This is a genomic window from Demequina sp. NBRC 110057 (genome assembly GCF_002090175.1).
GTDB lineage: Bacteria > Actinomycetota > Actinomycetes > Actinomycetales > Demequinaceae > Demequina.
Genome location: NZ_BBRN01000003.1, coordinates 908160 through 920000 on the forward strand (window position 1 = coordinate 908160; position 11841 = coordinate 920000).

At 71.8% G+C, this 11841-nt stretch carries 10 protein-coding genes and 1 tRNA gene; 6 read left to right on the forward strand and 5 right to left on the reverse strand.

Going from position 1 to position 11841, the window contains the following annotated elements:
* Nucleotides 1-61 precede the first annotated feature (61 nt).
* A complete protein-coding gene (locus B7K26_RS13190) occupies nt 62-3256 on the forward strand; it encodes a sigma-70 family RNA polymerase sigma factor (protein WP_084077390.1) in 3195 nt (1064 codons plus the stop codon).
* A 3-nt stretch (nt 3257-3259) separates the two neighbouring features.
* Here the strand turns inward: B7K26_RS13190 and B7K26_RS04220 are convergent, their stop codons facing one another.
* From B7K26_RS04220 to upp, 3 genes are all read right to left on the reverse strand, one after another.
* Nucleotides 3260-3862, reverse strand: a complete 603-nt coding sequence (locus tag B7K26_RS04220) for a DJ-1/PfpI family protein (protein ID WP_084077391.1) — start codon at nt 3860-3862, stop codon at nt 3260-3262.
* A gap of 31 nt (nt 3863-3893) precedes the next feature.
* Nucleotides 3894-5174 carry a multidrug effflux MFS transporter gene (locus tag B7K26_RS04225; RefSeq protein ID WP_234998680.1) on the reverse strand — a complete coding sequence of 427 codons (1281 nt, stop codon included), beginning with the start codon at nt 5172-5174 and terminating at the stop codon, nt 3894-3896.
* A 341-nt stretch (nt 5175-5515) separates the two neighbouring features.
* Nucleotides 5516-6157: a uracil phosphoribosyltransferase gene (gene upp / locus B7K26_RS04230; RefSeq protein WP_084077392.1), complete on the reverse strand. Its 642-nt coding sequence runs from the start codon at nt 6155-6157 to the stop codon at nt 5516-5518.
* Nucleotides 6158-6236: 79 nt separating this feature from the next.
* Here upp and B7K26_RS04235 point away from each other — a divergent pair, with 79 nt between their 5' ends.
* From B7K26_RS04235 to B7K26_RS04255, 5 genes are all read left to right on the forward strand, one after another.
* Nucleotides 6237-6689: a nucleoside deaminase gene (locus B7K26_RS04235; protein WP_234998681.1), complete on the forward strand. Its 453-nt coding sequence runs from the start codon at nt 6237-6239 to the stop codon at nt 6687-6689.
* On the forward strand, nt 6690-7787 hold the full coding sequence (locus tag B7K26_RS04240) for an FUSC family protein (protein ID WP_084077394.1): 1098 nt from the start codon (nt 6690-6692) through the stop codon (nt 7785-7787).
* Between the two features lie 33 nt (nt 7788-7820).
* Nucleotides 7821-7908: transfer RNA gene (locus tag B7K26_RS04245), tRNA-Ser, on the forward strand.
* Between the two features lie 146 nt (nt 7909-8054).
* Nucleotides 8055-8567 (forward strand): LURP-one-related/scramblase family protein, encoded by a 513-nt coding sequence (locus B7K26_RS04250; RefSeq protein WP_084077395.1) that lies wholly within the window; start codon nt 8055-8057, stop codon nt 8565-8567.
* A gap of 46 nt (nt 8568-8613) precedes the next feature.
* Nucleotides 8614-9687, forward strand: coding sequence for an FUSC family protein (locus B7K26_RS04255; protein WP_143340447.1), 1074 nt, complete (start codon nt 8614-8616; stop codon nt 9685-9687).
* A gap of 78 nt (nt 9688-9765) precedes the next feature.
* On the opposite strand, the gene B7K26_RS04260 is transcribed toward B7K26_RS04255, so the two are convergent.
* The gene (locus B7K26_RS04260) at nt 9766-10728 is read right to left on the reverse strand and encodes an alpha/beta hydrolase (protein ID WP_084077397.1); all 963 of its coding nucleotides are present in this window, start codon (nt 10726-10728) and stop codon (nt 9766-9768) included.
* A 95-nt stretch (nt 10729-10823) separates the two neighbouring features.
* Nucleotides 10824-11723, reverse strand: coding sequence for an AraC family transcriptional regulator (locus tag B7K26_RS04265; protein WP_084077398.1), 900 nt, complete (start codon nt 11721-11723; stop codon nt 10824-10826).
* Nucleotides 11724-11841: the final 118 nt, after the last annotated feature.

The following is an 11841-nucleotide window of genomic DNA, read 5'->3' on the forward strand; positions in this document are numbered from 1 at the left end:
CCCGTGGTCAACGGAACGATAGGGGTCGAGTATCACCATGGGTGGGGAGTCCTGAGGGAACATGAGTGCCGAGGCGATCGCACTCTGGACGGAGACGTCCAGCGATCCTGAGCTGATTGCCGGCGTGCGCGCCGGCGACGCTACCGCCTTCGGCGTGCTCTACGAGCGTCACAGCGCCGCGGCCCGCAAGGTTGCCGCGCATTACACGAACTCCCCGTCCGACGTCGACGACGTGGTCTCCGAATCGTTCTCGCGCATCCTGCGCGCCCTGCAGCGCGGAGACGGTCCCGACCTCGCCTTCCGCGCCTACCTCTTCACCATCGTGCGCCGCACCGGACTCGACCTCGTGGAGAAGGGCAAGCGCACCCGACCGCGCGACGACATGAGTCACTACGAGGACGCGCTCGGCTACGAGGCCGCCTCGGACGAGCCCGCGCTCGCAGGCTTCGAGCAGTCCATGGTGGCCGATGCCTACCGGTCCCTTCCCGAGCGCTGGCAGGCGGTGCTCTGGTACACCGAGGTCGAGAAGAAGAGCCCCAAGGAGATCGCTCCCCTACTCGGGCTGAGCGCCAACGGCGTCGCGGCCCTCGCCTACCGCGCCCGAGAAGCCCTGCGCCAGGCCTACCTGCAGCAGCACCTCAGCACCTCGACCGAGGTCAGCTGCATGGAGGCCAACGCACAGCTGGGCTCGTACGTGCGTGGCGGACTGTCCAAGCGCGAGCACGGCCGCATCGACGCGCATGTGCGCGAGTGCGAGCGCTGCACGGCGCTCGTCACCGAGTTGGAGGACGTCAACCGCGGCCTGCGCGCCATCATCGCCCCGCTGTTCATGGGGCTGCTAGGCGCCGGCGCGCTCGAGGGCGGGCTTCCCATCGGCGGCTATTACGGCCCCGGCGGCGCCGCCGCTGGCGGCACTGGCGCGGCCGGCGGGGCTGCGGGAGCCGGCGGCGGCGCCTCCGCGGCGAGCACCGGCATCCTGGGCGGGCTTGGCGGGCTTGGCGCCTTGGGCGCCGTCGGCGCGCTGACGAAGATCGCCCTCCCGGCCGCAGCGGCCGTGGGTGCCCTCGCGCTCGCGATCAACGGCGCCGGTTTCCTCAATGGCTTGGCCGACGACGTCATCGGCGACTCGGCCGGGGGCGCGGAGCGGGCCGGCGGCGATACTGCGCTGCAGCAGCCCGACGGGGTCGATGCGGAGGCAGCCTCCCTCCCCGCCTCCTCCCCTACCCCGTCCCCCGCCGTCACCGACCTCGAGGGCCACGCGGACAACCCCGCCCTCGATGCGGCCGATGCGACGACATCCATCACCGCGGCGGTGGCACCGGGCGCGGGCATCTACGAGAACGTGACGGCCAGCGGCGACGGTCATGTGGGCCAGGACGATGCGCAGGCCGGAGGGCACACCGACGCGCAGGCCGGCGACGAGACGACCGACCCGGGCAGCGGTTCTGCTGGCGGGTCGACCGGTGGGTCCACTGGCGGGTCGACCGGAGGCAGCACCGGGGGTTCAACCGGAGGTAGCACCGGCGGCTCGGACACGGGCAGCGGCGACACCGGCGGCTCGGGCACGGGCAGCGGCGACACCGGCGGCACGTCTGGTGGCGACACCGGCGGCACGGACACTGGCACCGATACAGGTGGTGACAACGGCACCGACACGGGTGGCTCGACCGGTGGTGACGGCGATACCGGGGGCGGTACTGACACGGGTGGCGACGACGATGCCGACACAGACACCGGCACGGACACCGGGGGCTCCACCGGCGGCTCGCGCTCCTCGCAGCTGAGCATCGCCCGCGCTCCCCTGGACTACCTGACGGTTTCCCGGACCGACCCGACGGTCGGCATCGACATCTCGAACGACGGCGACGGCGACGCCGACGACGTCACGGCCTCGATCACCCTTCCCGACGGCCTCGCCTTCGCGGCCGCGGGCACCTCCGCCCGCTACTCCTCGCCGCTCGGTGACGCACTAGCAGTTCGCCTCGCGCCGGCCACGGGCACGGACTTCGACCTCGACGGCTGGACCTGCACGCTGTCGACCGACGCGCGCATCCTCACCTGCGAGACCGCTTCGGTCGGCGCCGGTGCGGGCGCCGAGCTCAGCCTCGACGTCGCCCTCGCTACCGGCACCCTGGCGGACGACGCGACCACCACCTTCACCGTCGACGCCGGCGACCAGCACGTGTCGTACAGCGTCGCCACGGGCATCGAGAGCGCGAGCGATAGCGACGACCTCGAGACCGGGTACGCGGGTACCGGGGGCATCGGCGCCACGCAGGTCGGCGGCACCGTGATGGGCTGCACCACCGGGGGCTTCTTTGGATTCCTCACCGACCCGTACCGGTACTGCACGAACGTGATGGACCAGACCGCGAACGGCGACCAGCCCAAGTACAACAACAACGCGTACTTCATGGTCCCGCTGAGCGACGGCGACGTCGACGGCTCAGGCGTCACCACGCTCACGCTGCCCGAGGGCGCGACGGTCACGAAGGCCACGCTCGAGTGGTCGGCCAACCGCAGCGCCTTCTCGACCTTCGACGGCGACACCGGAACTGCCTCGTTCAGGACCCCCGGCGGCGCGTACACCCGCATCTCCACCGCCGACGTGAGCCAGCTCACCCGTGACGGCTGGACCTACTACCTCGCCAGCGCCGACGTCACCGACGCGGTGGCCGATGCCGGGGCCGGCGAGTACGCCGTCGCCAACATCGCGCTCGCCAGCGGACCGGGGGGCTTCAACCTGTACGGCGGCTTCACCCTTACGGTGATCTACGAGGACCCCGCCGCCGCGGCCGACACCACCATCGCGGTCCTTGAGGGCCCGCACTGGGCGACCGAGGACGCGCCCGTGGTCATCCCGTTCCGCCTGAACGAGTCGCAGTACGTGACCGCGTCCTGGACCGCGTACGAGACGGACCGCGGCTTCATCAATGACCAGGTCCGCATCTCCGACAAGGACGAGATCGGCGGCCGCACCCTACGCCCGGAGCGCGAGCGGGGCAACGGCGACTCGGGCAACGCGGCCGACTCGACCGCCTTCGGTTCGCCCTACGCCAACACCCTCGGCATCGACGCGAAGCCGTTCCAGTCCGAGTGGATCGGGGCCGGCAAGCACAACGTGGTGGTCACGACAGCCGAGTCTCACGAGCAGGCCGACGACGACGCGGACACGTCCTGGTACAGCACCGGAGACGACTTCCTGATCGGCACCGTGGTCGTCACGCTGTCGGACACGAAGCCCTCGAAGCCGTAGTCGCTACCGCTCGGGGCTGGCGCTCCAGTCCATGTCGAGCTGGCGCGCGGTCGCGTGGGCGAGGTCGACGCCGGCCACCCGCGCGACCACGTGAAGCGCCATGTGAATGCCCGAGGTGAGGCCACCGCTCGTGACCACGTCCCCGGCGTCCACCCACCTCATGCCTGCCACGGCATCGGCCACCTCCTCGCGGGCGAGGTCGGCGACGTCCTCCCAATGGGTGGTGGCCGGGAGCCCCGCGAGGATCCCGCCGCGTGCCAGGAGGAACGACCCCGTGCACACCGACGTGGTGAGGCCGGCGCCCGACACGAGCGCGGCCACGGCGGCGGCGATGCGGGGGTCGCCGGCGGCGGCCGCCACGTCGATGGTGCCGGGGATCACCACCACGTCGAACGGCCCCGCCTCCTCGGCCGCGCCGAGCGCGGTGAGGGTCATGCCGCCGAACGCCACAGCATCGGCCCCACCCGGGCTCACCAGCGCGACCTCGAACCCGGCGTCCTCACCCGCGCGCTGCTGCAGGCGCGCGGCCGTGAGGAACACCTCGTACGGGCCGCCCGCGTCGATCAGGTCGAAGCCGTCGTAGACCAGGATGCCGATGCGCGTCATGCCGCCCACCCTAGGGGTAGGCGGCCGCGGACTACTTGACGACCTCGGTCGACGCGCGGGGGAAGACGATCAGCCAGAACGCCGCCTGTGCCAGGAGCATCGCGCCGACCGCGACGATCGCCATCGACGTCACCGAGATGCCGCCCAGGCCGATCAACGGCGTGGCGAGCCCGGCGACACCCATGTTGAGCGCGCCGATCAGCGAGGCGGCGGTGCCGGCCTCCTCGGGGTGACCGGCGAGGGCCGTCACCTGCACCGTCGGCATGATGAGGCCGAGCGGGGCGACCAGGAAGAAGAGTGCGGCGAGCACCCAGCCCACGCCGGCATCGGCGACACCCGTGGCGAGCAGCGCGAGGGCGCCGAATGACTGCACCGCCAGCCCGGCCGTGGTGACCGTGCGGGGCGGGAAGACACGCATGAGGCGTGCCGAGGTCTGGTTGCACAGGACGAGGCCGATGGAGTTCATGGCGAACACGAGGCCATACTGCTGAGCGCTCAGGCCAAAGATGTCCTGCAGGACGAACGACGACGCGGACAGGTAGGAGAACAGCGCGGTGAACGACATGGCGCCCACGAGCGCGATGCCCACGAAGGCGCGGTCGCGGAACAGATGGGCGTAGCGGCGCGCCACCACGGCACCCTCGAACTTTCCACGCTTTTGCGCGGGCCGCGTCTCCACCATCAGGAACGCGGCGACGATGATCATCGCGAGGCCGTACGCGGCGAGGACGTAGAAGATGCCGCGCCACGGCATGATCGCGAGCAGCTGCGAGCCGATGACGGGCGCGACAACCGGGGCGAGCCCGCTCACCAGCGCCATGTGCGCGAGCATGCGGATCAGGCGCTGGCCACCGAAGAGGTCACGCACCATCGCCATCGCGACCACGCCGGCACCCGCGGCGCCGATGCCCTGCAGCACGCGTCCGGCCATGACGAGCTCGACCGTGGGGGCGAAAGCGACGGCGATGGAGGCACCGATGTGGATCGCCGTGGCGATCAGGAGGGGCTTGCGACGGCCGAGCGCGTCTGACAGCGGCCCGACGATGAGCTGTCCCAGCGCGAACCCGACCATGGTGGCCGTCAGCGTGAGCTGTATGGCGGCATCGTTCGCCTGCAGGTCGGCGGCCACCTCGGGGAAGGCGGGCAGGTACAGGTCGACCGTGAAGGGACCGAGCGCCACCAGCGCGCCGAGGATGAGGATGTACTTCAGCTTCTCGCGGCGAGAGAGCGTCTGGCCGAGCGTCTGCGCCACGGAGGGCTCGACGGGAATCGTGGGGGCAACAGCGTTGCTGGCGTGGACGTCGGAAGACACAGCGGAGCACTTTCCTGGCTAGGAGGGGGGTCATCGGTGGCGGCGTCGGGGCAGTCTGCGAAGGCAGCTCCGGGGATGGGCGCCACTCGTATGCAACTCCGACACCGGCAGTCTATTCCCTACCAGCCGGTAAAAAATACCCCTACGTTCCCTTTGCCTCCCGTTGGGGCGGCTTCCGCGCGCGTGCACCCGTACCGCTCAACACACGGCTGTGGCCGATGTGACGGCTGAGACGCGCGTGCAGGCACACCCGTCACACACGCACCACCTGTCCCAGGTGTGTGGTGAGAGGTACGCGGGTGCGGGGCGAAAGGCTGACGGACGCGAGCCCGCCGCAGGGGTTAGTCCCCGATCACGCCGTACAGGCGGTCGCCAGCGTCGCCCAGGCCGGGAACGATGTAGCCCTGCTCGTTGAGCTTCTCGTCGACCTGCGCCACGACCACCTTGACGTCGGCGCGCTCGCCCACGGCCTCCTGCACCTTCTCGATGCCCTCGGGCGCGGCGAGAAGGCACACGCAGGTCACGTCGGTGGCGCCGCGCTGCAGGACGTACTCGATCGCCATGATGAGCGATCCGCCCGTAGCGAGCATGGGGTCGATGAGGAACACCTGGCGACCGGTGAGGTCGTCGGGGAGGCGGTTCGCGTAGGTGATCGCCTCGAGCGTCTCCTCGTCGCGCTTCAGGCCAAGGAAGCCCACCTCGGCGCTCGGAATGAGGCGGGTCATGCCGTCGAGCATGCCCAGGCCGGCGCGCAGGATGGGGACAATGATGGGGGCCGGGTCGGCGATGCGGGTGCCCGTCGCGGACGTCAGGGGCGTCTGGACGGTGTGCGGCTCCACGCGCACCTCGCGCGTCGCCTCGTAGGCCAGGAGGGTGACCAGCTCGTCGACCAGCTGACGGAACGTCGGCGACGGGGTCTCCTTGTTACGCAAGACGGTGACCTTGTGGCGGATGAGGGGGTGATCGGCGACGTGCAGCTCCATGCCGCCAACTCTACGTGGTCGGTGCGCCACCGCGCCGGGACCAGCGGTCCACGTCACCGCGCGCCGGTAGCCTGGAATCGTGGGTAACTGGGACGGCGCCATGAGCGAGGCCATCGCGCTCGCACGCGCCGCCGCCTCCTCGCACGACGTCCCCGTGGGCGCCGTCGTCATCGGTCCCGATGGCGACGTGATCGGCACGGGACGCAACCGCCGCGAGGCGGACGGCGACCCCACCGCCCACGCCGAGGTGCTCGCGCTCCGTGCCGCGGCATCGGCCCTCGGAAGGTGGCGCCTCGACGACTGCACCCTCGTCGTCACCCTCGAGCCCTGCCTCATGTGCGCCGGGGCGCTGCTCGCGGCGAGGATCCCGCGCCTGGTGATCGGCGCGTGGGACGACAAGGCCGGCGCGACGGGGTCGCAATGGGACGTGGTGCGGGACGCGCGCATCGGCTCCAAGGTCGAGGTCATCGCCGGCATCCGCGGCCACGAGTGCGCAGCGATCCTCACGGAGTTCTTCGAGGCGAGGCGCTAGATGGCGGGCGAGCCCCGCAAGCGCACCCAGTGGCGCCGCGGCGTCAAGCGCGCGGTCATCAGCCTGGGCACCGTGGCACCGAAGGGGCAGCCCCGGTGGCCGATCGCCCTGCAGGCCGCCATCGTCCTCGTGGTCCCGGTGCTGGTGGGCATCGCCTACGGGCGCATCGACCTTGGCCTCATCGCCGGCACCGGCGCCTTCACGGTGCCGTACTTCGCGGCACTGCCGCGCCTCGAGCGGCTCCGCCTGCGCCCCCTCGCGGGGCTCGTGCTGGTCGCCACGAGCATCGTCGGCGTCACCCTCGCGCCCTATCCGGGCTGGTACGCGGTGGGTCTCGTGGTGGTCACCACGCTCATCGGCGTCGCCGTTCACGGCTACCGTCTGGGGCCCCCAGGCCCGCTGTTCCCCATCCTCATCTACGGACTGTCGGGCCACGCCGTCGACGGCGGGATGCCCGCCTCGACACTTGTCCTCACCATCGCCGCCGGCTGCACGTGGGCAGTGATCGCGTCCATCGCGCCGCTTATCCGACGCGAGCACTGGACCATCACCCCACGCCCGCTCAAGGTGCTGCTGGCGCGCCCGGAGTGGGACCGCGGCGCGCGCGAGCTGGTGTGGCGCACCGCCATCGTGGCGCTCGTGGGCACCCTCCTGTCCGTGGTGCTGCTCGACGCCGACCGGGCCTACTGGACCGTCGCCGCCGGCGTGGTCGTCGTGGGCGTGGTGCCCGGGCGCGGCCCCGCCGTCACGCGCGGACTTCACCGCGCGGTCGGCACCGTCGCCGGTGTGGGCGTGTACCTGCTCATCGCCCAGGCGGGCATGCCGCAGGTGGCGTTGGCGCTCACGCTCGGCGTCCTCCAGTTCATCACCGAGGTCGCCATCACGCGCCACTACGCGATCGCCGTCACCGCGGTCACGCCGATGGCGCTGGTCATCGTCACTGTCGCGTCCGGCACGTTCGGCCAGACCGCCATCACGGGGGAGCGGATTCTCGACACGCTGCTGGGTGCGGGGCTCGCGGTCGCGACGGCGCTACTGCATCCTCCCGCGCCACCGGACCCCGCGCACCGTCACGCACCCCCTCACGGCGCCGATTAGGTTCTGCGGCCACCAACCTGTAATCTTCTTCGCGGTGACGTGTCCGAGCGGCCGAAGGTGCAGCACTCGAAATGCTGTGTACGGTACCCCCGTACCGTGGGTTCAAATCCCACCGTCACCGCTCTGAAGGAGAGCCCGGTCCCCCTCGCGGGGGCCGGGCTCTTGTCATTCCCGGACGGCCGATGCTGGCGTCGCCCGGCGGCGCTCCCTCGCCGCGCGTGGGGCGTGTGGTGAGATGCGGGGAGCCGACCACGAGGAGACACCCCGATGACCGTTCCCGCCGCGCCCGAGGGATTCGCGCGCTACGTCATGAAGAGCAAGTTCGGCGCGGGCAGGGACTTCCAGGTCCTCGACCCGGCGACGGAGGAGCAGCTGTTCCTCGTCGACGGCAAGATGGGGCCCCGTCCGCGCTGCGAGGTCCTCGACGCGGGCGGCACCGTGGTCGCGAGCGTCCGCGGCCGCATGCTCGGCATCCCCAAGCGGATGGACGTGGTCGACGGCGCGGGCGAGCCCGTCGCCCGCCTTCACTCCCCCGCGCTGAACTTCGTCAAGGACAAGGTCGAGGTCACCCTCGCCTCGGGCGAGCAGTGGCTCCTCATAGGCAACATCATCGAGAAGGACTACGCGGTGCACGATGCCCAGGGCGAGCTGCGCATCCAGATCACCCAGAAGTGGCTCGCCGTACGCGACCGCTACACGATCGACGTGGCCGCCGGCACGCCGGCCCCGCTCGCGTTCGCCCTGGTGTGGGCCGTGGACCGCTGGGTCGAGCGCGACTGACGCACGGGCGTAGATTGGGAGGACAGACCCAGTCCCCGGAGGCCCCGTGAGCGCTCGCCATCAGCCCGTCGCCGGCTGGTCGGGTGGGGCACGCAGGGCCGTGGGCTCCCTGCGCACCGTGCAGCCGCCACCGGGCAAGCGCTGGCCGCTCGCACTCCAGGCGGGCATCGCCATCTCGACCCCCGTGCTCGTCGGCGCCCTCACCGGCCACGAGAGCCTGGGGCTGCTTGCCTCGTCCGGCGCCTTCACCGTCCTGCACGTCGGCATGCTCCCGGTCGCCGAGCGCGCCAAGGTGCTGCCCCTGTTCGGGCTCGCCCTGGTCCTCGCCGCCGCCCTCGGGGCGTCGCTGTCGACGTCGCCGGTCGCCACCGGCATCGGCCTCGCCGTCGTCAGCATCGTGACCGCGGCCGCCTACCTTGCCTTCCGCGTGGGGCCGCCGGGCTCGCTGTTCGTCACGCTCGTGTACGGGCTCTCGGCTCACGTCACGGCGCCGGTCGACGGCGTGCAGCACGTGACGCCAGCCACGATGGTGGCCGCGATGGCCTGCGGCTGCACGTTCGCCTACCTCGTCGCGCTCACCCCGATGCTGCGGCGCGCGAATCGTGGCGGCGCACGGCCGCTGCGAGAGATCCTGCCCGGCCCCGGCCTGGACCGCACCGCGCGCGAGATGCTGGCCCGCATCGCGATCGTCTCGCTCGCCGGCACCGTGGTCGCGATGCTCGCGGTCGACCCGACCCGCGCCTACTGGGTGGTGGGGGCGGGCATCGCGGTGATCGGCGTACGCCCCGGCCGCGGCGTCGCGGCCTCCCGCAGCCTGCACCGCATCGTCGGCACCATCGCCGGCGCGTTCATCTACCTCGCCATCGCCTGGATCCCGCTACCCGCCGTGGGCGTGGCGCTCGTGCTTGGCGCGCTGCAATTCTCCGTCGAACTCATCGTGGTGCGCCACTACGCGCTCGCGCTCACGCTCATCACGCCCCTGGTACTCATCCTCACCTCGGCGGCGACCGGCACCGCCGGCTCCCTCGGCACCGTCACGGAACGCGTCGTCGACACCGCCGTCGGCGCCAGCATCGCCGCGCTCACGGGCCTCATCCACGGGCGGCGCGGCAGGTCCTGACGCCTCGAACACCGGCCGATGCTCGAGACGCCGGGGCCACGCCGCGCCGTCGCGCGGACGCGCGTGAGGGCGCCGGGCTTAGGCCGCCAGCACCGCGCTCAGGTGCGCGACGGCCTGGGCCACCGCCGCCTTGGCCGCCTGGGTGTCGTGGAGGCTATTCACCATGACGAAGTCGTGGACGATGCCGGCGTAGCGCACCGTCGTCACCTCGACGCCAGCGCGGCGCAGCAGCGCCCCGAACGCCTCGCCCTCGTCGCGCAGCACATCGGCCTCGGCGGTGATGAGCAGCGTGGGCGGGAAGAACGCCACCTGCTCCTCGGTGGCGCGCAGGGGAGACACGGTGATCAGTGCGCGCTCGGTGGGGTCGGTCGTGTACTGGTCCCAGAACCAGAACATTCCCTCGCGGGTGAGGAAGTAGCCGTCGGCGAACTCGAGGTAGGACGCGGTGTCGAAGGACGCATCGGTCACGGGATAGAACAGCACCACGCCGGCGAAGGAGAAGTCCCCGCGCTCGTGGGCCATGAGGTTGAGGGCGATCGCCATGTTGCCCCCCACGGAGTCGCCCGCGACGGCGATGCGAGAGGAGTCGAGCCCATGGTCGGCGCCGTGGGCCGCGACCCAGGCGGCCACCGCGTACGACTGCTCGTTCTGCGTGGGGTAGCCGTACTCGGGGGCGCGGTCGTACTCGGGGAACACCACCGCCGCGCCCACGCCGACAGCGAGGTCGCGCACCAACCGGTCGTGAGTGTGGGCGTCGCCGAACACCCAGCCGGCGCCGTGCGTGTAGACGATGACGGGCAGCACTCCGGCGGCGCCCTCGGGACGCACAATGCGGACCTTGACGCTTCCCGTCGGCCCGCCCTCGACGGTGATCCACTCCTCGTCGATCGCGGGCTTGAAGATCTCCGCGTCCTGCACGCCGTCCACGGCGTTGCGGCCCTCGGCGGGCGGCAGCTGAAAGAGGTAGGGAGGCTCGGCGGTCGCCTCGACGAAGGCCTGGGCGGCCGGCTCGAGCGCGTAGCCGCGGGGGTTCGCTGACATGGGGACTCCTGACGGTCGTGGCGCGGGCGAGGGTGCGCCGCGCATTCCAAGACCACCAGCGACGCGCCCAGCGCGTCAGCCGTTTGCGCGCATCGTCAGCCTGGGGTGCGCGCCTCGTCATTCGCGCCGCGCGCGGCGGCGCGCCACTCGCCCGGCGGCATGCCGTGGGCGGCACGAAAGGTGCGGCTGAGCACCGATGCCGAGCCGAAGCCGGTGCGCTCCGCCACCGCCTCGACGGTGAGCTGCGGCTGCTCCCTCAGGAGCAGGCGGGCACGGGCGAGCCGGGCGGCGCCGATGACCTCGCTCACCGTGGTGCCGTCCGCCTCGAACGCCTTCTGAAGGGTGCGCAGCGAGACGCCCACGTGGTCGGCGACGGTGTGCGGCGTGACCGAGCGGAAGGGCGCAAAGTGCACGATGAACTCGCGGGCCCGCAGGACCAGCTCGCGGCCGCGCACCTCGGGCGGGGTCGCGCGGCCCACCACCGCGTCGGCGTGGGCGCGCGCGAGGTCGATGAGGGCACGCGCGGCGGCGGCCGTCGCGGCCACGTCCCGCTCGGCGGGACCCGACATGACCTGGGCCGCGCACGCCCCCAGCAGGCGCGGCAACAGCAGCGACGAGGGGACCGAGGCGGCGGAGAGCCTGTCGATGTCGCGCGGGCGCAGGTGAAGGTCGTCGGCCTTCACGCGGATCGACAACGCGCGGTAGTCGCGCGTCATGCGGAACGAGTCGACGCGGCGCATGTGGTTCACCAGCAGGCGGCCCTTGTCGCACTCGACCTCGTGTGAGCCGCGGGCCGTGACGATGGCCCCGGAGCCTGCGAAGGCCCACACCAGGGCGTCCCCGGGATCGGCGTACCCAGCGGGGGCGCCGCGACCCGCAGGGGCATGAACGTCGAGCACCTGGACGGCCCCGAGATCGCGCCGCGCCAGCGTGGTCGCCGCGGCGCTCGTGAAGCGTCCATCGCGACGTTGAGCCTGGTCGAGGTAGCGCGGCATGGCCCTCCCGGGGTCCGTGTGACGACGGGGAGTCCACGCCGTCGCGGCCGTCGTGCTTAGGATCCGCGCATGGGCCGCTGGCCGTCAAGACCCCTGGCACACGAGGGATCGATGGTCG